The sequence below is a fragment of the Cytobacillus mangrovibacter genome (assembly GCF_042865275.1).
Taxonomy (GTDB): domain Bacteria; phylum Bacillota; class Bacilli; order Bacillales; family Cytobacillaceae; genus Cytobacillus; species Cytobacillus mangrovibacter.
Window position 1 is genome coordinate 294,314 of record NZ_JBIACJ010000002.1, and the last position, 20,406, is coordinate 314,719.

General features: G+C 37.1%; 19 protein-coding genes. 14 read left to right on the plus strand and 5 right to left on the minus strand.

Annotated elements, in window-relative coordinates:
• Positions 1-11 precede the first annotated feature (11 nt).
• The 4 genes from ACFYKT_RS04865 (at position 12) to ACFYKT_RS04880 (ending at position 3,418) form a co-directional block, all read left to right on the plus strand.
• A complete protein-coding gene (locus tag ACFYKT_RS04865; protein ID WP_389217038.1) occupies positions 12-1,196 on the plus strand; it encodes a pyridoxal phosphate-dependent aminotransferase in 1,185 nt (394 codons plus the stop codon).
• A gap of 299 nt (positions 1,197-1,495) precedes the next feature.
• Complete coding sequence (locus ACFYKT_RS04870; protein WP_389216252.1) at positions 1,496-2,206, plus strand: DnaD domain-containing protein; 711 nt, start codon at positions 1,496-1,498, stop codon at positions 2,204-2,206.
• Positions 2,207-2,234: 28 nt separating this feature from the next.
• Positions 2,235-2,891, plus strand: a complete 657-nt coding sequence (nth, locus tag ACFYKT_RS04875; protein ID WP_389216255.1) for an endonuclease III — start codon at positions 2,235-2,237, stop codon at positions 2,889-2,891.
• Positions 2,888-3,418: a YpoC family protein gene (locus ACFYKT_RS04880; protein WP_389216258.1), complete on the plus strand. Its 531-nt coding sequence runs from the start codon at positions 2,888-2,890 to the stop codon at positions 3,416-3,418. The genes nth and ACFYKT_RS04880 overlap by 4 nt, the downstream gene beginning before the upstream one ends.
• Positions 3,419-3,439: 21 nt before the next feature.
• Here the strand turns inward: ACFYKT_RS04880 and ACFYKT_RS04885 are convergent, their stop codons facing one another.
• Together ACFYKT_RS04885 and recU are read right to left on the minus strand one after the other, a co-directional pair.
• Positions 3,440-6,052, minus strand: a complete 2,613-nt coding sequence (locus tag ACFYKT_RS04885; RefSeq protein ID WP_389216261.1) for a PBP1A family penicillin-binding protein — start codon at positions 6,050-6,052, stop codon at positions 3,440-3,442.
• 36 nt (positions 6,053-6,088) lie between these two features.
• Positions 6,089-6,724, minus strand: a complete 636-nt coding sequence (gene recU / locus ACFYKT_RS04890) for a Holliday junction resolvase RecU (protein WP_389216264.1) — start codon at positions 6,722-6,724, stop codon at positions 6,089-6,091.
• Positions 6,725-6,840: 116 nt separating this feature from the next.
• Between recU and ACFYKT_RS04895 the strand changes: the two genes are divergently transcribed.
• The 3 genes from ACFYKT_RS04895 (at position 6,841) to ACFYKT_RS04905 (ending at position 8,926) form a co-directional block, all read left to right on the plus strand.
• Positions 6,841-7,818, plus strand: coding sequence for a DUF2515 domain-containing protein (locus ACFYKT_RS04895; protein ID WP_389216266.1), 978 nt, complete (start codon positions 6,841-6,843; stop codon positions 7,816-7,818).
• 381 nt (positions 7,819-8,199) lie between these two features.
• Complete coding sequence (locus ACFYKT_RS04900) at positions 8,200-8,472, plus strand: hypothetical protein (RefSeq protein WP_389216269.1); 273 nt, start codon at positions 8,200-8,202, stop codon at positions 8,470-8,472.
• Positions 8,473-8,545: 73 nt separating this feature from the next.
• The gene (locus ACFYKT_RS04905; RefSeq protein ID WP_389217041.1) at positions 8,546-8,926 is read left to right on the plus strand and encodes a YppE family protein; all 381 of its coding nucleotides are present in this window, start codon (positions 8,546-8,548) and stop codon (positions 8,924-8,926) included.
• 42 nt (positions 8,927-8,968) lie between these two features.
• Here ACFYKT_RS04905 and yppF read toward each other — a convergent pair whose 3' ends face one another.
• Entirely contained in the window at positions 8,969-9,151 is a 183-nt protein-coding gene (gene yppF, locus ACFYKT_RS04910; RefSeq protein ID WP_389216272.1) for a YppF family protein, read from the minus strand.
• A 209-nt stretch (positions 9,152-9,360) separates the two neighbouring features.
• On the opposite strand from yppF, the gene ACFYKT_RS04915 reads away from it, so the two are divergent.
• The 3 genes from ACFYKT_RS04915 to ACFYKT_RS04925 all read left to right on the plus strand — a co-directional run bounded on the left by ACFYKT_RS04915 (position 9,361) and on the right by ACFYKT_RS04925 (position 13,389).
• Positions 9,361-9,957: a YppG family protein gene (locus ACFYKT_RS04915; protein ID WP_389216275.1), complete on the plus strand. Its 597-nt coding sequence runs from the start codon at positions 9,361-9,363 to the stop codon at positions 9,955-9,957.
• A gap of 182 nt (positions 9,958-10,139) precedes the next feature.
• Positions 10,140-11,003, plus strand: coding sequence for an ABC transporter permease subunit (locus ACFYKT_RS04920; RefSeq protein ID WP_389216278.1), 864 nt, complete (start codon positions 10,140-10,142; stop codon positions 11,001-11,003).
• The gene (locus ACFYKT_RS04925; protein WP_389216281.1) at positions 10,996-13,389 is read left to right on the plus strand and encodes an ABC transporter permease subunit; all 2,394 of its coding nucleotides are present in this window, start codon (positions 10,996-10,998) and stop codon (positions 13,387-13,389) included. The genes ACFYKT_RS04920 and ACFYKT_RS04925 overlap by 8 nt, the downstream gene beginning before the upstream one ends.
• Before the next feature lie 158 nt (positions 13,390-13,547).
• On the opposite strand, the gene ACFYKT_RS04930 is transcribed toward ACFYKT_RS04925, so the two are convergent.
• Both ACFYKT_RS04930 and ACFYKT_RS04935 read right to left on the minus strand, forming a co-directional pair.
• Positions 13,548-14,024 carry an Hsp20/alpha crystallin family protein gene (locus ACFYKT_RS04930; protein ID WP_389216284.1) on the minus strand — a complete coding sequence of 159 codons (477 nt, stop codon included), beginning with the start codon at positions 14,022-14,024 and terminating at the stop codon, positions 13,548-13,550.
• Between the two features lie 128 nt (positions 14,025-14,152).
• The gene (locus ACFYKT_RS04935) at positions 14,153-14,845 is read right to left on the minus strand and encodes a Crp/Fnr family transcriptional regulator (RefSeq protein WP_389216287.1); all 693 of its coding nucleotides are present in this window, start codon (positions 14,843-14,845) and stop codon (positions 14,153-14,155) included.
• A gap of 212 nt (positions 14,846-15,057) precedes the next feature.
• Between ACFYKT_RS04935 and ACFYKT_RS04940 the strand changes: the two genes are divergently transcribed.
• From ACFYKT_RS04940 to ACFYKT_RS04955, 4 genes are all read left to right on the plus strand, one after another.
• On the plus strand, positions 15,058-17,343 hold the full coding sequence (locus tag ACFYKT_RS04940) for a DEAD/DEAH box helicase (protein ID WP_389216289.1): 2,286 nt from the start codon (positions 15,058-15,060) through the stop codon (positions 17,341-17,343).
• A complete protein-coding gene (locus ACFYKT_RS04945; protein ID WP_389216292.1) occupies positions 17,333-18,592 on the plus strand; it encodes a ribonuclease H-like domain-containing protein in 1,260 nt (419 codons plus the stop codon). The genes ACFYKT_RS04940 and ACFYKT_RS04945 overlap by 11 nt, the downstream gene beginning before the upstream one ends.
• 381 nt (positions 18,593-18,973) lie before the next feature.
• Positions 18,974-19,291: a CotD family spore coat protein gene (locus tag ACFYKT_RS04950; RefSeq protein WP_389216295.1), complete on the plus strand. Its 318-nt coding sequence runs from the start codon at positions 18,974-18,976 to the stop codon at positions 19,289-19,291.
• A 232-nt stretch (positions 19,292-19,523) separates the two neighbouring features.
• Positions 19,524-20,090: a DUF1273 domain-containing protein gene (locus ACFYKT_RS04955; RefSeq protein ID WP_389216298.1), complete on the plus strand. Its 567-nt coding sequence runs from the start codon at positions 19,524-19,526 to the stop codon at positions 20,088-20,090.
• Positions 20,091-20,406 lie beyond the last annotated feature (316 nt).

Genomic DNA, 20,406 nt, shown 5'->3' on the forward strand with positions numbered 1-20,406 from the left:
AAAGGATGGACATTCAACTGGCGCAGAGAGTAAAAGCATTAACACCTTCTTCGACGCTGGCAATTACAGCAAAAGCGAAAGAACTGAAGGTACAAGGATTGGATGTGATTGGACTAGGGGCAGGAGAACCGGATTTCAACACTCCACAGCATATCATTGATGCGGCAGTACTTTCAATGAATGAAGGACATACGAAATATACTCCTTCCGCTGGGCTTCCGGCTTTAAAAAAGGAAATTATTAATAAATTTGCTAAAGATCAAGGGATTGACTTTGATCCAAGCGAAATTATTGTTACAAGCGGTGCAAAGCATGCATTGTATACGTTGTTTCAAGCATTGCTTGATGAAGGGGATGAAGTGATTATCCCAACTCCTTATTGGGTAAGCTATCCTGAACAAGTGAAGCTTGCAGGGGGAAAGCCTGTTTATATAGAAGGCAAGGAAGAGAACGATTATAAAATCACAGCAGAACAATTAATCTCCGTTATTTCTGAAAAGACAAAAGCGGTTATTATAAATTCACCAAGCAACCCAACGGGAATGCTGTATTCTGAATCTGAGCTGAAAGAATTGGGCGATGTTTGTCTTAAACACGAAATACTTATCATCTCTGATGAAATTTATGAAAAGTTAGTTTACGGTGAAAACAAGCATGTGTCTATTGCAGAACTTTCACCTGCATTGAAAGAACAAACAATCATTATTAATGGTGTATCAAAATCACACTCAATGACTGGTTGGAGAATCGGCTATGCAGCTGGAAATAAAGCGCTAATTAAGGCAATGACCAACTTGGCAAGCCATAGCACATCAAATCCAACAACAACGGCCCAATACGGCTCCATTGCCGCTTATTCTGGGTCACAGGAAATGCTTAACGAAATGCGGGAAGCTTTCGAACATAGATTAAATACAATTTATGATCAATTAATTGCGATACCTGGCTTTACATGCTTAAAACCACAAGGGGCCTTTTATTTATTTCCGAATGTGAGTAAAGCGGCAGAATTAACTGGCTATGCTGATGTAGATGACTTCTCCCAAGCATTATTAGAAGAAGCAATGGTTGCGGTCATACCTGGTTCAGGCTTTGGCGCACCGAATAATATCCGCCTCTCTTACGCAACATCATTGGATTTATTAGAAAAAGCAATTGAACGAATCCATCAATTTGTGGAGAGTAAATTAAAATAAAGATAAAACGTGATGATTTTGGTGCGCCACATGAACATGCTATTTATGACAAACCAATATTCATTACGAATTATCCAAAAACTATTTTATATGCAGCCGCTATACCCATAATCGAGAGGTTTAATTGGAGGAAATCGGTAATAAAGCCGATTTCCTTATCAATTTCTAGAAGAGAATCCGCATGAGCGGATTTTTCGTTTTTTTGTAAAGTCAATCATTATTAAAAGGAAATACTGCCTATTATATTCTCCTTACTAGCTTGGGACAGTTCATGCTATACTGATAGGGAGGTGTCAGGAATGTCAAAAACGAATTTATTAAAGTGGCTCCAGGAAGGAAATATTACAATTCCTGGAGTGTTAATTTCTCAATATAAAGATATGAATTTAAATGAGCAAGAGCTTGTACTATTACTGCAGGTCATCTCCTTTATTGAAAATGGAAATGAATTTCCTACTCCTTTTGAGTTGTCTTCCCGCATGACCGTATCCGTTTCAGAGTGTACAGAAATCCTCCGAAAATTAATTCAAAAAGGTTTTATTGAAATTAAAGAGAGTCATTCAGGAGACGGGATTCGATATGAACAATATGATATCAATCTTTTATGGGAAAAGCTGATTGATCATTTTCTGATGAGAAATAAACAGGAAGCAGTAATTGCCAATCAGCAAAATGAAACCGATTTGTATACATGCTTTGAACAAGAATTTGGACGGCCATTATCCCCATTTGAATGTGAAACACTTGCAATGTGGATGGATGATGACCATCATGATCCACATATAATTAAAGCAGCTCTGAGAGAATCAGTAATTTCCGGGAAGCTAAATTTCCGTTATATTGATCGAATTTTATTCGAATGGAAAAAGAATGGGATTAAAACAATTGAACAAGCAAAAAGTTATGGGAAAAAGTTTAGGCAGAATCAAGTGCCCCAGCGCAATAAACCGAATGAGGGTGCTACCCAAACATCAAAGTCTGTTCCTTTCTATAATTGGCTTGAGCAATAATGAATTGAAAAAATAAGTGGTGATCGATTTGTTAAATAAAAATCAAATTAGATATTGTCTTGATCAGATGGGAGAAATGTTTCCAGATGCCCATTGTGAACTCAATCATTCCAATCCTTTTGAACTAGTCATTGCGGTAGCTCTGTCGGCACAATGCACAGATGTGCTTGTTAATAAAGTAACAAAAAATCTATTCGAGAAATATAAAACGCCACAAGATTACTTAGATGTTTCATTGGAAGAGCTGCAAGGCGATATACGTTCCATTGGATTATTCCGTAATAAGGCGAAGAATATTCAGAAACTCTGTCGGCTTCTGCTTGATGAATATGATAATATTGTCCCACAGGATCGGGATGAATTAACAAAGCTTCCTGGTGTCGGCCGAAAAACGGCCAATGTCGTTATGTCGGTTGCTTACGGAATTCCTGCGATTGCAGTTGACACCCATGTGGAGCGAGTGAGCAAAAGATTGGCCTTCTGCAGGTGGAAGGATTCGGTTTTAGAAGTAGAAAAGACATTAATGAGGAAGATACCGATGGATGAATGGTCTGTTACCCATCATCGAATGATCTTTTTTGGAAGATACCATTGCAAGGCTCAGAATCCGCAATGTAATATTTGTCCATTATTAGACTTATGCAGAGAAGGGAAAAAACGAATGAAGGAGAAGGGGGCATCATGAACGAGCAAATGATTCTATCTATACCAGTTGAGCTAATTCATCCTTTCTTTTTTTCAACTAATGATCATTTAACTTTAGATAAAGATGATAGGCAAAATCTTAATCCTAAAGTCCCTTTTCTGTATGAAGCAGCTTTTTTTTCAAAGATTGATGCACTTAAACCATGGCAAATGCATGAGCAATGTATTCCATTATTAATAAATGAATGGTCCACTGAAAAAGTAAATTTGGAAAAGCTATTTACAATTAGGGATTATAAGAATACACTTGCACCAATGAAAAAGGGAATTGGTCTTTTTCTACAATTCGTTTATTGGGCAAATGACAATCCTGTTAATTTCCAAAAACCATTTACGAGTGAAGACTTGAAAGTACAGCCTGTAAATATGGGGGAAAGAATCGGATTTATTATTCAGCGTCCGACACTTTATCATTCATTTGCCCAATTGAATGAATTAATGATTGAAATGGAAAAGCAATATGTCAAGCATATGGCCATAAAAAAGGCGTCTAAGCATAAAGCTTAAGACGCCTTTTTTCTATCCTATTTATTGACCGCCTGATTCTTGGGAATCCCCATTCGGATTGGTAGGATCGATGTCTGGAATATCCTCGCCTCCGGAGTTGTTTCCGCCTCCTTGGCCGTTGCCATTCCCGGAGCCAGGGCCATTGCCGTTTCCGTTTCCGTTTCCATTCCCATTTCCGTTGTTTCCTGGCGTTCCATTTTCGATATCTTCATCATCTTCAAAGTCATCCATCGGATCACCATCTCCAAATCCATCATCAATCTCAGAATCTGGCAATGGAATTTCAACCCTTACAGTAGCAGGATCACTTCTCTGTTCCCCTCTAATGGCAATCACCTTAAATTGATAAATGCCTCCAGGGACAGGATTTGCAATCTTTAATCCTTTTTCTGTTAAGACTTGCAATGGCTGGTCAGATCCATCATCAAGGGCGACAGAGACTTCAAACTGAATATCCTCTGCCTCTTCTGGATATTCCCAGTTTAATAAGATTTCATTTGTAAGCTCATCAAAAGTCCCGCTTAAATTTCCAGGGGCATCAAGCTTATCGAATTTCTCAGAAACCTCTTTAGGTGCTTGGCCTTTTACTGCATATTCATAAATAATCTGATCTTTAGGTGTGAACTCACTTGCCAGCTTTGCAGGCATTGTCCCTTTTTCAATAGCAACCTTTTCGACACTATTAGGCATTTTAAAGTCAGGTGTATCAATATCTTCTGAAACATATGACATTAAATTTTTAAATAGTGCTTGGGCAATCTTTTGATCACTAGGAGCAATGGAGCTCTTCATGTTTGAATAACCCGTCCAAATAGCTGCTGTATAGTTTGTTGTATAGCCAGCAAACCAAATATCAGGGACACCGCCGCTTTGGATCTGCCAATCTTTCTTTTGTTCACTAGAATAGTTTGTTGTACCTGTTTTACCTGCTAAATGAAGACTTGGTACATTTGCCTGCTTTCCAGTACCGAAGGAATCCTTTACAACACTTTTTAAAACATCTGTGATCATGAACGCTGTATAATCATGCATAACAGCTTCCGTTTTTGGTGTAGTATCAATGGTTGTCTTATCTCGCATTTCAATTTTCTTAATGGAATGCGGTTCTGTATAGAAGCCTTCATTACCAAAAGCACTATAAGCACCAGCCATTTGTAAAGAAGAAACTTCCACCGTACCAATTGAGTGTGATTCATATACTTCATCCAACTCAATGCCAAGATTATTAACGAATTCCTTCGCCTTATCTAAGCCAACTTCTTTTTCTACTGCCTGTAAGGTTTGCAGGGCAGCTGTGTTACGCGAACGTGCTAACGCTTCCCGTAATGACATTTTCCCCATATGTTTTCGATCCCAGTTATTCATTGTTTGGCCACTTGAATAAGTGGTCGGCTTATCATCAAGTGTATGATAAGTTCCCCATTTTAAATATTCGATCGCTGGACCGTAATCCATAATTGGTTTAAATGTCGAACCTGCTTGTCGTTTTGAATCGATAGCATAGTTAAAGCCTCTTTTTACTTCTTGGTTTCTGCCGCCGCCAATGGCTCTAATTTCCCCTGTTTTCGTATCCAGAAGGGTAATCCCTGCCTGGAATTCATCATTTGGGAATTGAACAATATCGTTCGAATTAAGCATTTTTTCTACATAGTCCTGTGCTTTTGTATCTAAAGTTGTATAAATAGTTAATCCATCAGAAGAAATATCTAAATCAGGATATTTTTCTTCTACTTCCTCGATAACAACATCAACAAAGGAATCGTAAGGTGAATCATTGCTTTTCCGATCTTCAACCTTTACAAGGCTTGATTCAACTGGAATCGCTTGTGCAGCTTTCATTTCTTCCTCTGTAATAAATCCATGCTGGTTCATTAAGGAAAGAACAATATTTCTTCTCTTCTCAGCACGGTCAGGATGCTTAAATGGATTGTAATTTTCTGGGCTTTGTGGCATACCAGCAAGCAAAGCCGCTTCATGTAATTCTAATTCGTCAAGTTCTTTGCCGAAATAAATATGGGAGGCAGTCAATACACCATGGCTTCGCTGTGACATCCAGATTTTATTGACATACATCTCAAAGATTTGCTGTTTCGTATATTTTCGTTCTAGCTGGAAGGCAAGCCATGCCTCCTGCGCTTTTCTGCTTAATGTTTTTTCATTATTAAGGAAGGAGTTTTTAACAACCTGCTGTGTAATCGTACTAGCTCCTTCTGATCCAAAGCCACGTGTAACGTTAGCAAGTACCGCACCGCCTAAGCGGATTAAATCCATGCCATTATGTTTGTAGAACCGAACATCCTCTGTAGCGAGAAAAGCATCCTCAACTAATTCAGGGATGTCTTCATAATTCACATATTCCCGATTCTCTAGGCCGACTTCAGTAATTAACTCTCCATTAATATCTAAAATTTTTGATGAAATCGGATCTTTCAATGCTTTCTCATCAAGCTTAGGTGTATCCTTTACCATAAAGGCAAAAGTGCCAGCTCCGATTAGCATACCAGCAATACCAAGGGCTATCAAAATTAAAAAGATTCGTTTAAAGACACCTTTCGGTTGCTTTTTACCCTTGTTTTTCTGTTTTAATGTACGCTGCTTTCGGCGCTCCTCTCTTGATTGATAGTTTTCTGACATATATATTCATCCTTTCTGGACTGGTTAACACGGCTTTCAGTTTTCCTCTGACTCAGCTTTTCTTGTAAGATTATAAAGATAATCGATTTTTTTAATATAGTCAATTCTGGGGTTAAAGCCTAGTGGGATGTGATGACCATAGGTTTCAATTTCATCTTTCGTGATTGACTTCCTTCCCCCATCCTTCATTCTTTTCCAAAATCGAAGCAAGTGGTGTGCCTCAAGTAGAAATATTTCCTCTGTTAATGAAAATCTAAGAAGGACAAAGCAAATGCCATCTTGTTTCAAAATGGTTTCCATATGCTTTATTTGGTGTTCATGAAAGTTCTGTAATGGGAAGGATGCCGAGTTTTTTGTTTCCTTCGCTTCAAAATCAATATATTTTCCATTATAGACCCCATTATAGTCAGTTGTTGAAGCTTGTTTAAAATATGCCTCTTTAATGACAGCCGCACTTCTTTTTGGATAATCTACTTGGACAATTTGAATTGGTGTTGGCTTTTTATGGATTGAAGCAATATTTTGTACTAAGTAATAATCATTTGTTTCGTTGATGTCTTCCTCCAATGTCATGCCTCGATTACTATAAGACCATTTTTTCTCTTTCTTTATCCCTATTATCTCCTTTTTTGCCGGTATATATCTCTTGCCGTTAGGATAATGGAAATTCATTTATAATCACCTCACAAGCTATTACTAATCATACCAAAACTTTGTTCGGTTTGGTTGAATAAAACAAGTAAGTTTGCAAATGTTAAGCCATATCTGCATTTGGAGGCTATAAATAAATGCGTATAAATGAACTTAAGATGGACGAAATTCAATTAATACAACAAATTCAAGAAAAAACTAGAAAATATAATGTTGATAATATTTCTAGAACGAAAGCCTATTTTACATTTTATAATAAAAATCCTGAAATGAAATGGTCCTTTCTTGCTAGTATGGTGTCCCGGAATGCAGGATGGAATATGTGCGATCTTGAAGGAATTTCCTTTTCAAAAGTATTAAAGAAAAGTTTTCGGAAGAAGCTATTTTCTACATATGAACGGGCAAATTGGCTTATTTTTCAAGATGCTTTTCCACAATTGCTGCTCTACGAATATTCGACGAAAATAAATCGTCCAATGTTTCATTTATTGAAGTTTTTTCACATATCTTCATTTATGGAGAGGGAATGGTTTCAATTTTGGAATAAGGAAAATCGTGATCGATTAATGATTTCATTAATAATAAATGAACAAAATGTCATTCAGAAACCTGTTATTAAGCATCCCGTCTATCGATCAAGAGTGTTCAGGTCTGTTCTATTTTTATTCCAGGATTGGCTCCATTTCAGTTCTGTCGTATTTCCAACATGTGAGGGGGAGTTATTTGGGGCAAGTGTGAATGGATTTAAGTCAGTTACCAAACGAATTGATCTTGGAAAAAGATTAGCAGATATTTTATTTAATGAAGAATTATACCCTCGGTTTTATGAATTTGCGCAGAAAACGGAGCATACAGGTTCAAGATATGACTATGAGCATTACTTTAAAGAAAAACCAATAAGGTCAACGCCATTCTTACGCTTTACGTACCCGATTATCAAGCATAAACGTGATCGATGGATTGATTGGTCTGAGGAAACTCGTATAAAGAAAAAATGGGTTGAGGAAGCAGTTGAGCATCAGGAACCAATCCAATTAACTGATTGGTTTTTGAACAAGCAGAAGCAAATTCAAGCATTTGTCTATCTAAGTGAATGGGTAAACCCAAACAAATAACTGGAATCGACATCAGCGCCGATTTCCAGTTATTCTGACTTTGCTTATGTAGAGGGACGATCAGGTCCTTCTAGCTTTTTATCACCATAACCAGTTTTCACTTCTTCCTGCTTTTGGGGATGTCCCTTACCTTTTTCTTTAGGCTTTTTCATTTTATACACCTCCGGTAATTAGTGTGAACAAATTTAATTCCTTTATGCTTCCAAACATTTGTCGAATGGGAGGTTAATCACCTGAAAAAAACTTCTTTCTTTGCCGAATCACTTCTAGTTTTGTCAGCGGTGAAGGAATGGAAAAAGGGAAGAACGAATAGATGTAACAACACATAAAAAATCGAGGGTCAAGCTTTAACATTGTTGCTTTAATAAGGAGGACAAACAGATGAATGAGAAATTGATAGCAAAAGAAGAACTGTTAAATATGCTTACAGAAATTTCTGATCAATTAGAAGATCTAGAAAATATTCTCGAAAAAAATCTTTCAAAAGTTCGTCAAGCTGTTCAAAATGATCATTCAGAAAAAATGGTCAACTGTGAGGAGAGAATCACCGCATTGGAGAAGCAAACCTCTATGGATTTAGAGGCTGATGAAGCGATAGGTATAAAAAGTCAGTCCAATCGTCCAAAAACGATGAAGCTTGAACTTGGTTTTTAATTACATTAGAATATAGTCATTATTTAGTAGCTTGTATATTAAAGCTACTTTTATTTTTGGAGCTGATAATGTGATGCAAGAATATAAAGAACTTCTACAATTAACTCAAACTTTATTAGACTATCTTGATACACTTTCTAATAAATATGCAGAAGTGAAGGAAACAGGGGAGAAAGGTGACTTTTATGAAGAAGTCAAGCCGTTTGCCGATGAAGTGAAAGGGATAAATGATGCTTGGAAAGAAGAAGCGATCAAATGGGTGAAAAATGTGGGGCCAAAGAATTTATATAACCAGCAAATCGATTCTGCTCACGAGCATGTCGAAACCGTTTCAGTACAAGCTTTTTTTCCTGATACGAGCCGTTCAAGATTCAACAGCTCAATTGCTTCAGCAAGATATGTGCTAAATAACATGATTCATTTATTAATAGAAAAAGGGAAGCCCTCAAAATAGGGCTTCCCTTTTTAGTTTTTTACTAATTATTTGGGAACTAGATTAGAAGCTTTCCGGTATTTCGGCTCCTTGGGCTTCTAGCTCACGAACAAGCTTCCGATAAACACTAATACAAATATCGTTGTAAATATACGCCCTTTTTGTGAAATCTAGTAATTCATTTACATTTTCAGGCTTGTAATTTCGAATTTGAAGAAACTTCATATTTAGTTCGTGAACATTCATTTTAATTCCCTCCTCAATTTGGGTAAAAAATGTATATGCTTTTTAATATCCTACCATGAAAATCAAGCTGTCCTTTGTTTTTAAAAAATTTAGACTTCCGACAGTATATTTCATATTTTGACAAAGAGAATAGTGTTTATTTCAATCACAAGCTGGGCAATGCTGACATAAATTACATTAGTGAATAAATTTAAGGAGGAAGTCTGCCCATGTTTGACCGTAGAAGATATAGAGCACCTTTTGAACGTCACATAACTTACAACTCCCAATCAAACATGAATCCTTATACATTGGGAATGTATAATCAGTTCCATGTCCGGCAACAGCCGCAAGCTTATTATCCTAATCTTACAGAAAATTGGGGAGGACCATATTTGCCACAACAAGCTGTTCAAAATCAACCTTCACAGCCGGGATATCATCCTTTTCCGATCACACAAAATCCAATGAATCATTCATATCCTGGAATGAATCCTTATACTAACTATCATATGCAGCAATATGGACAGCCAAAACAACAAAGTTATGCACAAAGTATATTTCAAAACCCATTAGAGCCAGAAATGGAACCATCAATGACTAATTCTAATCAGCTATATGGAGCCAATCCATATATGAATCCATATCCAAAGCAGTCATTTATTCCGAAGCAGCCATCGGGTGTTAAATCTATTATGAACTCCTTTAAAGCCCAAGATGGTTCAATAGATATCAATAAAATGATGGATACTGCTGGGACGATGATGAATGCTGTAAATCAGGTTTCATCGATGGTAAAAGGACTAGGTGGAATAATTAAAGTTTAGAACGAATAATTTGTGAGAATATTAATCAATGGCCGAATAGGCCTTTTTTTCTTTTATAAAGGCTATTTTCGCAGACTTTGTAGACTGACTACTTTTTAAATTATATGAATTAGCATAATTTTATTGACAATTACTGATTAGAAGTGAAAAAATAGATTATTGACAACAGAGGGGGGTTGGATGTGTTAAGAGTTTTACAGCAAATAGTTATAATATTCCTCTTAATACTTACTTTAGCCGCATTACCTGCGATTATTGAGGTCAATTCAGCGGATAATAAATTAGAATGGAACTTTGAACAGCTGCCAACAATTTATGGTGATTTCATAAGTGAAATTAGTAAAGGTAGTCTTGGAAACTATCAATTAGGAGAACAGGTTCGGGCAATTGAAGAAGATATTGGGGATAACTTTTTTACGAGTTTGAAAGTCATGCTGATAGGTGTCAATTCAGCCATTATTATTAGCTTGATCTTTGGCATTTTTCTTAGTCGGTTTCATTTAACAAAAGTATTTAACCTAATTTTGAACATTCTCTCCACTATACCCGATTTCATTATCATTGTTATATCGATGATTCTTGCGGTGAACATTTATCGATGGACTGGGATTAGAGTGATTTCATTACGGCCTGATGCCGGGGCATTAAATACTTGGTTCCCAACTTTGCTTGTTGCTATTGCACCAACACTTTATTTATTCAAACTAATCACAGTTAAGTACTTCCAAACAAGCAGTGAAGATTATATAAAAACAGCTGTCGCAAAAGGGATGAGCTTAAACTATATTAATTTCCAGCATGTTTTCAAAAATATTGAGCCGTTTATAACTGCTGAATTAGTGAAAATTATTTCTTTAGCTATCGGCAATCTGTTTATTATTGAATACATAATGAATGTTTCAGGGATTACAAAATTTATTTTTCAAAGCAATGAGATTCAGCCGATTGCCATTGGACTGTTTTCTATGTTGCTCATATCTGCTATCGTCTACCTATCTGTACGACTAGTATTCTATCTTTTCAAACGAGGATTTATTTATGAATAAACTATTTAAAATCAACTACTCATTTTACATAGGTGTTTTCTGTGTTTCTGTTTTACTTTTTCTTTGTATATTTGGCCCGATAATGGCACCTCACTCATTGACAGAAACATTAGAAACACAATATACAAATGGAAAAGTAATATCTCCTCCAATGGAACCGTTTGAATCCAAGGAATATCCGTTAGGGACAGATAAGTGGGGATATGACTTAATGTCAATGATTCTTCACGGGATTCGTTATACTGTATTCATAGCATTGGCCATTACATTAATAAAAATGCTATTCGGTACAGTGTTTGGTTTATACATTGGGCTGTGGAAACGGACGCCAAGCTGGATGATTGCATTTGAAAATGCCTGGAGCTATGTACCGTTATTTTTAATTCTTTACTTTTTTCTAAGACCAATCAACTTTAATAGTCAATTAGAAACGAGTACACTCCTAGGCTATTTCATTTTCATTGCCTCTATTATCAGTATTCCAAGTATTGTTTCATCTGTGAGACTCAAGACTTCTGAACTGAATAAATCTGTTTATATAGAGGCAGCAAGGGCTTTAGGTGCACGAAGGAACAGGCTAATTTGGAAGCATATCTTTCCGCAGTTGAAAGAAACCTTGCTCGTAATGTTTCTGTTGGAAATTGTTTATGTTATTACGATTATGGGACAGCTCGCTCTAATGAATATCTTTGTTGGAGGAACCATTGTACGATTTGACCCACTTATTTATCTTTCAGTAACAAAGGAATTATCTGGGTTAGTCGGGCAAGCAAGAACAAATATTTATGGGAATACCCATATTCTTACCGTTCCGCTGATTGTATTATTAATAACAACGATTTCATTTAGCCTGCTAGCAAATGGATTAAAAAATCGATTCCAATCTAGCTATGCACGAACACCTTGGATAAAAATTGGTCAAGTACCAAGGTTGAAGCCTGTTAGAAAGCAGTTTGGTCAAAATCGTAAATTTTGGCCGCCAAGCGGTGAAAAGCTAGCTATTATTACGCTGCTTCTTACCTTTATCGGTGCAGGCGGATATGTTTATCTGACTAAAGATGCAGATGTCGGTGTGAAGAATGGCAATAAGGCTGCATATGATTTGCAGCTTGTGATGGATGAAAATGGTGTATTTGATACAGTTGCAAATATTCAGGTGAAAAATAAATCAGATGATGAATGGGATGAACTCGTGTTTTATTTTATTCCAAATGTATTTAAAGAAGGACATTCTTTCGAATCTGTAAAAGGTCATTCCGAAGTGGAAATGAAGGGAATCGAAATTAATGGGGAGAAGGCCGAGTATAGCCTTGAGAAAGATACATTAAAAATCACTCTTCCTGCAAATATGAAAAAGAAGACGAAACATCAAGTGAAAATTGCCTATCAGTTTACCCCGCCGGAGCAGGGAGTCCGCTTTTCTAAAGAAAAAGATAATTACTATTTAGCTCAGTGGTATCCAATGGTTGCTACTTACCAAGACGGCAAGTGGAATAAAGAGGATTATTCTGATGGGGCGGAAACATATCATACAGATTTCTCGAATTATAAAATTGGCTACAAGATTCCTGAGGGCTATTCATTTGTCTCTACTGCTGAAAGTGATGCAGAGCTTGGAAAGCATGAGGGAAACGTAAAGATCAAAAAGGTACGGGACTTTTTTATTGCCGTTGTTAAGGATATGGAGACCAATGAAACGACAGCCAATGATGGTGTGAAAATCAGGTTGTTTTCAACAAAAGATCATGATAAAAATGTGGAGGACACACTGGAGCTTGCAAAAGATGCTCTGACATTCTATCAAGAAAAGATTGGCGAGTATCCATATAAGCAATTAGATATCATCCTTGATAACGGGCCGTTTATGGAATATCCAGGAATTGTGACGATTAATCCATATATTCAGGATACAAATTTTTATCGAAATGCGATCGTTCATGAAATTGCACATCAATATTTCTATGGAATTGTTGGCAATGATCAGTACAATCAAGCATGGGTTGACGAAGGGATCACAGAGTTTGCGACTTCGATGTATTTTTACGTCGGGAAGGGTCAGGCTGAGGGACAAGCCTTTGGTATGCCTAAACGACGAATGGAAATGGCAAAAGAAGCGGGACTTGGGAGACAGTACTCAAATGTACCGATTCATGAATTAAAAGGTACAGCCTTTATATATGGACAGCCAGCGGTAGAACTGCTGAAAATGATGAAGGATAAATATAGGCTTAAAGGAGAGAATGTGAAAGCAGTGGGTATGCAGTATCTCTCAGACTATTATCATCATTTTCAATATAAAGAAGTGGACACAGAAGAATTCATTCGCTTCACAAAGAATTATTTCTTAGTGCCATCAGGGTATTTTAATAGCTGGCTTAATAATTAAATCCTAAATAGATTTCTGACAAACCTGGTATGTAAATGTCGGTCTGTCTAATTTCACTGCACTGGTTATTCCTGCGTCATAAAGGCTTGTTCAATTAATCAGACCGACCATTTAATTTTTCACAGAAAAAACAAGCAGTTCAAGGGCTGCTTGTTTTTTTAATCTAGATGATCAATCATTATTTGTTTTCCTTTTTGTTTCGGCACTCGAATTTGCAATAGACCATTTTGATAGGAAGCCTTTACCTTACTCTCATTTATTAGCTGTGGCAGGGGGACCGTTCGAATTGATTTTTTGATGGATGTCTGTTTTTTGATCGTTTTCTGATGTTCATTTTCTTCAGTCATTGACTCTGTTGAAAGGACAGTGATTGTAACATAATTATCTAGAACATCGATCTGTATCTGTTCTTTGTTTATACCTGGAAGTTCGGCTGAGATGATATGTTCATCATTTGTTTCGCTTACATTTACATGAAATGATGATGTGGAGGAAGGAAATGGATTTTTGAAGAATTCATCCATTGATTGTAAGAAACCTTTAACCGGCTTTTCTTGGAAAAATTGATTCATTGATTTCATTAAATCGCCAATCGGTTCATTTTTCCCTTTATTATTATTATTACGTTCATTCATATTTTCTGCCCCTTTCATATGAAAAATGGCTTTTGATCTATTTACGCCATGATATATTATGAGAGCGACTAGGTATTTGTTCCATTTATGATCTAATAAAAAAGAACCGCGGTAAACCGCGGTACTCATTAAATAATTTCCTCTAATAAACGTTCAGAGTCAATAATGATATTGCCATGCTCGTCTGTTTCAATTAATTTCTCTTTTTTTAGCTTTGTTAATGTACGGCTGACAGTTTCTCTCGTCGTGCCAATCATGTTGGCTAAGTCTTTATTCGTAAATTCAGCCTTAAGAAGGAAGGTGCCGTCTTCAAGTGCTTCTCCGTGGAGTTTTGCTAACCGTACAAGCAGCTTAATGATTTGTTCATACGTATTATTGAGTACCTGTGCCTCTAGCCGTTCTTGTAAGTCGACTATTTTTTCGCCGAGTACATTAAATACTTTAATGCATAGCTCAGGATTCTCGATTAATACATTTTCAAATTGGTCAATAGGAACGACAACTAATTTGGAATTTTCGAGTACCTCTGAAAATGCCGGGTAACCACCCTTGCGGAAGAAGCCAACATGGGGGAACATCTCCCCGTTTTTTGCAATTGTAACAATCTGTTCTTTTCCGTTTATATCACTTTTATAAATTTTAATGCGGCCACTTTGAATGAAATATACATTCTCAAGTGGATCATCCTGCATAAAGACATGGCTGCCCTTCTTCCATTCTCTTGAGATTGAAATTTCAACGATTTTATCCATCTCTTCATCGCTAAGCCCACGAAAAAGAGTAAATTGAGAAAGCATTTTTTTAATTTCTAATTTCTCCATTTTTTTCACCTCTGCTGCTAAAGCCATTATTACCAATATTGTAACAAAAAAAACATTTGAAAAACGCTTATTAATGACAAAAGTATGAACTTTATTTGAATGTCAGACATAATGGTGGTTAAATTTGGCAATAAAAACAAGAAAAAAAGTAGCAGGATTCCCTTTTTAAACGAACGCTTATTCGCTAGAATAGTAGATACGAGGTGAATGAGATGAAAGTACGGAAAGACCTTTTTGAAATAATGAAAGAATGGAAAGGAATAGACTCGTTCAAAGAAAATATCGTTCATTGGCAGACAATCGAGGAAAAGGAAGCGAAAAGCGCGGACCTGCCAACAGATATCCATCCTAGACTTAAGGAAGCATTGCAAAAAAGGGGAATTACTAGCCTGTATACCCATCAGAAATCAGCTTATGATACAGCGATGACTGGAGCTAGTCTTGTTGCCGTAACCCCAACTGCTTCCGGGAAAACTTTATGTTATAATCTTCCAGTCTTACAGACTATCATAAATGACTCTAATTCTCGAGCTTTATATATATTTCCGACAAAAGCATTAGCACAAGATCAAAAAAGTGAAATCAATGAAATCATAGAAGAATCAGGTTTGAAAATTAATAGCTATACATATGACGGAGATACCTCTTCGAATATTCGCCAAAAAGTTCGCAGGGCTGGACATGTCGTGATTACCAATCCAGATATGCTCCATTCAGCTATTTTGCCTCATCATACGAAATGGGTCTCCTTATTTGAAAATCTGAAGTTTGTAGTTATTGATGAACTCCATATATACAGAGGGGTCTTTGGGAGCCATGTGGCAAATGTCATTCGGCGGTTGAGGAGAATCTGCCGTTTTTATGGGAGTGATCCAACCTTTATATGTACATCAGCTACCATTGCGAATCCGTTAGAACTAGCGGAAGAGCTAACAGAAAAGCCTGTTGTGCTTATCGATAATAATGGAGCTCCAAGCGGTCGGAAGCATTTCGTTTTTTATAATCCGCCCATTGTTAATAAGCCATTAAATATCAGAAGAAGTGCCACTTTAGAAGTAAGGAAGCTAGCTGGAGAACTATTGAAGAATAAGATTCAGACGATTATTTTTGCAAGAAGCCGAGTTCGAGTCGAAATATTGCTTACCTATTTACAAGAGTTAATCAAGCATAAACTTGGGCCAAAGGCAATTCGGGGCTACCGGGGCGGATATTTGCCGACGGAAAGACGCGAAATTGAAAAAGGACTCCGCTCTGGTGAGATTTATGGGGTAGTAAGTACTAATGCGCTTGAACTAGGCGTAGATATTGGTCAGCTCCAGGTTTGTATTATGACTGGTTATCCGGGAACAATTGCAAGTTCATGGCAGCAAGCAGGCCGAGCGGGCAGAAGGCATAGTGAATCGCTTGTAATTATAGTTGCTTCAAGTAGTCCGCTGGATCAATATGTAATTCAGCATCCAGATTATTTTTTCAATCGGAGTCCTGAAACAGCTAGGATCAATCCAGATAATTTAATCATTTTAATCGATCATATCAAATGTGCAGCATACGAGCTCCCATTTAAAGATGGAGAGCGCTTCGGTTCGTTTGAAACAGAAGAAGTTCTAGAATACTTGGCTGAGGAACGCGTTCTTTATCAAAATGGTGATAAATTTTATTGGATGAATGACTCTTTTCCTGCTCATAATGTCAGTCTTCGTTCAGCTTCTCAAGAAAATGTAGTGATAATCGACCAGTCTGATGTTGCAAATGTGAAGGTAATTGGTGAAATGGATCGTTTTTCAGCGCTGACTTTATTGCATGAGGAGGCGATCTACCTTCATCAAGGGACGCAATTTCAGGTTGAGCTGCTTGACTGGGAAGAAAAGAAAGCATTCGTAAGAGAAGTGGATGTTGACTATTTCACAGATGCTAATCTTGCTGTTTCACTCAAAGTTCTTGAACAAGATAAAGAGCGGTCTGCTCATTCAGGTGAAATTGGCTATGGAGATGTAAGTGTTACGGCAATGGCAACCATTTTTAAAAAGATTAAGTTTGAAACACATGAAAATATCGGTTCAGGGCCAATTTCGCTTCCAGAAGAGGAACTGCATACGAGCGCTGCTTGGATATCCTTAAATAAGGAAATATTACCGTACAATGAGGAGCGTTTGGAACAGGGGTTGATCGGTACATCCCATGCATTAAGGCATATTGCGCCGCTGTTTGTTATGTGTGATCCGCAGGATATTCATGTGGTCCCTCAAGTAAAAGCTGCTCATAATGAAAAGCCAACGATCTTTTTCTATGATCGCTACCCAGGCGGAGTGGGGTTAAGTGAAAAAATATACGATGGAATCACGTTTGTTCTGAAAGAGGCAAGAGAAATGGTAAATAAATGCCAATGTGAGAGCGGGTGCCCTTCATGCATAGGGACAGATAGCTCGTCAGAAACAGCCAAAAGAGATGTATTGAAACTATTGACCTATTTCAATGTTGGTGAACTACATGTCAATTAAAAAGAAACTAAATCGGCTAAAATCACATCTAACTCATGAGGTGAGTGAGAAAAGTGTTGTTACTAATCAGTCACATCCAGCAATCGCCGATATCCCGTTCAGTGATGTGTGGGAGAAAGCAGGAGTGACCCCCTATTACTTTGAAGGAAGCTATTGTCTAATTAGAGAAGTTAAATTTCCTCTTGATCAAAAACATGGAAGATACTCTTTTTCACAGTTTGCAGAAGCTGTAGCCGCATGGAATAACCAACCGATTAATCACCCGCTATCTGCATTGGACCATAAACCAGAAGATTTCTTTTTCTTTGATACAGAAACGACTGGATTAGGTGGAGGAGCGGGTAATTCAATCTTTATTCTTGGCCATGCAAGCTTGAATGAAAATCAGATAATATTGAAACAGCATATTTTGCCGCATCCTGGTGCAGAAGTGCCTTTCTACAAAAGCTTTCTTGAACATGTCGATTACACAACAATGGCCACCTATAATGGGAAATCCTTTGATTGGCCACAAGTAAAAACACAGCACACGCTCATACGGGAGCATTTGCCTAAGCTTCCGTCATTTGGGCATTTTGATTTATACCATGCATCAAGAAGAATGTGGAAGCATAAATTAGATCGTTTGAAGCTTTCGATTGTAGAGAAAGAAGTATTAGGAATTGAGCGAAAAGATGATTTGCCAGGCTTCCTTGCCCCAATGATTTACTTTGATTTTGTTGAACGAAAAGATCCTGAGGGGATGCTCGGAATATTAAAGCATAATGAAATAGATATCTTATCACTCATCAGTTTATATACCCATCTTTCTTTTCAGATTCTCCAACTTGATAAAGAACAATCCTCCCAGGAGATTTATGAGGTTGGAAGATGGTTTTCTCATTTAGGTGAATCATCCGCGGCAAGACAAGCTTTTTCGCAGCTATCTGCAGGCAATGATGATGGCGCTTTAAAAGCAAAGCATGCGCTTGCTTTTGAATACAAAAAGCAGAAAAGGTGGCAGGAAGCCTTACAATTATGGGAAAAGGTTGTAGATGAAGGAACGGATGAGATAAGGCTAATAGCATGTATTGAATTAGCAAAAATCTATGAACACCGAGAAAAGAACTATCCTAGAGCCATCTTTTTTACTAAAGAGGCAGAGATAATTATGCAAAAACAGGAGAGCCATTCTACTAATAAAAGTCAAATGAGTCATGATGAGGCCGCTAAAAGACTGGAAAGACTTCACAGGAAATTAGAAGCCTAAGGGTGATTTAGAAGGATATTTGCTTGTATTGTTACAAATATCAAAAACCCACAAATTCCTAGTTGTCTGTACATTTCGAAAGCTGTAAAATAGATTAATGTGTGATATATTAATTTGGAATAAAATGAGTGAGGCTGGTATCATGTATAAGGCAGTATTGTTCATATTTTTTATCGTGATTATCTTTACAGCAGTTCTTTTTTCTAACTTTAAGGATAATTTTTATAGTATGTTCTAAACAAGAGCTTCCAATTCATACATCGTTAGGCAGATTGTTTTTTGAAAAAATAGGTTTAAATTAGACATTTTCATTAGTACAAGATTCACCCTTTCATCATAGGCTGTTAATGTAAATAAACTTTGATGAAAGGGGATCTTTAAATGTATTGCGGACCTAGACCTACAAATGTATTACCAGCAATCGTTCATCCGACAAAATGCTGTGTAAACAATACGTTCCAAAATAATGTGGTACCACATATTCATCCTACACATACAACAAATGTTAACCACATTAACTTCCAGCATCAACATTATTTTCCACAAACACAATCAACTGTGAATCAAGTAACGAATCAACAGTTTATTGCTGGTGGAGGACCAGTTCCTGGCGGTTTCGGAGGACCTGGACCAGGTGGTTTTGGAGGCCCAGCTACTGGAGGCTTCGGTGTTCCTAGACCTGGATTTTTTGGAAGATAATAAAAAGCGGAAGAGTCTCTTATAATAGCTTATGACTTCTGATAGGAATGGCGTACTAGTATGGATATTGTACATGTGCGTTGCTTATTGGACGACCGTGAAGTAGACAAGGGCAAAAGCTGCCCTTGTTTTCTTGTAATGAAAAGCACCTAATGAAATAATAATTGACTCTAAATGCCTTTTAGGGCAAAATTTCAATTAATAGAAATACATAAAGAGGGGCTTTTGAAAATTGGCAAAGGTTGCTATCGTTTCTGGTTACAAGCCTTTTGAGATTGGAATCTTTAAGAATGACGACCCTGCAGTCGATTACATCAAAATGGCATTAAGAAATCAGCTTATCTCTCTATTGGAAGAAGGGCTGGAGTGGGTAATTATTAGCGGTCAGCTTGGTACGGAATTATGGGCTGCAGAGGTTGTCTTTGCATTACAATTAGAGGGATATAGTGAATTACAGCTTGGTGTGATTACGCCTTTTTTAAATCAGGAAGAAACATGGAAGGAATCAAATAAGGAATGGTATGAATCGATTCTTGCACAGGCAGATTTTATTGATTCGGTCTCACGAAAACCATATGAAAACCCTATGCAGTTTCGTTTAAAGAATCAATTCTTTGTTGAAAAAAGTGATGTTCTACTAATGTTTTATGATACAGAAAAAGAAGGCAGCCCCAAATTCCTTTATAACACAGCAATAAAACATCAAGAAAAGACAAAATATGAAATTCGACTGATCCAATTTTATGACTTACAGGTTATTGTAGAAGAAGAGCAAATGAAAGAACAGGACTATTTTTAAGTCTTATCTAAAAGGTTAGTGTTTTTGAATGAGTTGTGTGAATCAAATGGTTGACAAAATAGGTCTGTTGATTGGAGCGGAAGGTGCGAGACTCCTGCGGGAGTAGTGGGACAGGTGAGACCCCGCAGGCGCTTTAGCGCTGAGGAGGCTCACCGCCCACCCCGCGGAAAGCGAGCATCCTGAAGCGGAAATCAACTTTTACCCACTACATTTTATAAGCACCATTGTTTGCAAAAAGACCCATTTTTAATAATTGCATTAGAAAAATTGACAAATATGCATATCTTTGAAAAAATATAAATATTGATTGGTGTAT

Bases quoted from the DNA above. Each gene is read 5' to 3' on its own strand.
- ACFYKT_RS04870 (WP_389216252.1), top strand. From the start codon at position 1,496: ATGTCAAAAACGAATTTATTAAAGTGGCTCCAGGAAGGAAATATTACA.
- ACFYKT_RS04885 (WP_389216261.1), bottom strand. From the start codon at position 6,052: ATGTCAGAAAACTATCAATCAAGAGAGGAGCGCCGAAAGCAGCGTACA.
- ACFYKT_RS04880 (WP_389216258.1), top strand. From the start codon at position 2,888: ATGAACGAGCAAATGATTCTATCTATACCAGTTGAGCTAATTCATCCT.
- ACFYKT_RS04945 (WP_389216292.1), top strand. From the start codon at position 17,333: ATGTCAATTAAAAAGAAACTAAATCGGCTAAAATCACATCTAACTCAT.
- yppF (WP_389216272.1), bottom strand. From the start codon at position 9,151: ATGAATGTTCACGAACTAAATATGAAGTTTCTTCAAATTCGAAATTAC.
- ACFYKT_RS04925 (WP_389216281.1), top strand. From the start codon at position 10,996: ATGAATAAACTATTTAAAATCAACTACTCATTTTACATAGGTGTTTTC.
- ACFYKT_RS04900 (WP_389216269.1), top strand. From the start codon at position 8,200: ATGAATGAGAAATTGATAGCAAAAGAAGAACTGTTAAATATGCTTACA.
- ACFYKT_RS04940 (WP_389216289.1), top strand. From the start codon at position 15,058: ATGAAAGTACGGAAAGACCTTTTTGAAATAATGAAAGAATGGAAAGGA.
- ACFYKT_RS04895 (WP_389216266.1), top strand. From the start codon at position 6,841: ATGCGTATAAATGAACTTAAGATGGACGAAATTCAATTAATACAACAA.
- ACFYKT_RS04905 (WP_389217041.1), top strand. From the start codon at position 8,546: ATGCAAGAATATAAAGAACTTCTACAATTAACTCAAACTTTATTAGAC.
- ACFYKT_RS04950 (WP_389216295.1), top strand. From the start codon at position 18,974: ATGTATTGCGGACCTAGACCTACAAATGTATTACCAGCAATCGTTCAT.
- recU (WP_389216264.1), bottom strand. From the start codon at position 6,724: ATGAATTTCCATTATCCTAACGGCAAGAGATATATACCGGCAAAAAAG.
- ACFYKT_RS04930 (WP_389216284.1), bottom strand. From the start codon at position 14,024: ATGAATGAACGTAATAATAATAATAAAGGGAAAAATGAACCGATTGGC.
- ACFYKT_RS04935 (WP_389216287.1), bottom strand. From the start codon at position 14,845: ATGGAGAAATTAGAAATTAAAAAAATGCTTTCTCAATTTACTCTTTTT.
- ACFYKT_RS04915 (WP_389216275.1), top strand. From the start codon at position 9,361: ATGTTTGACCGTAGAAGATATAGAGCACCTTTTGAACGTCACATAACT.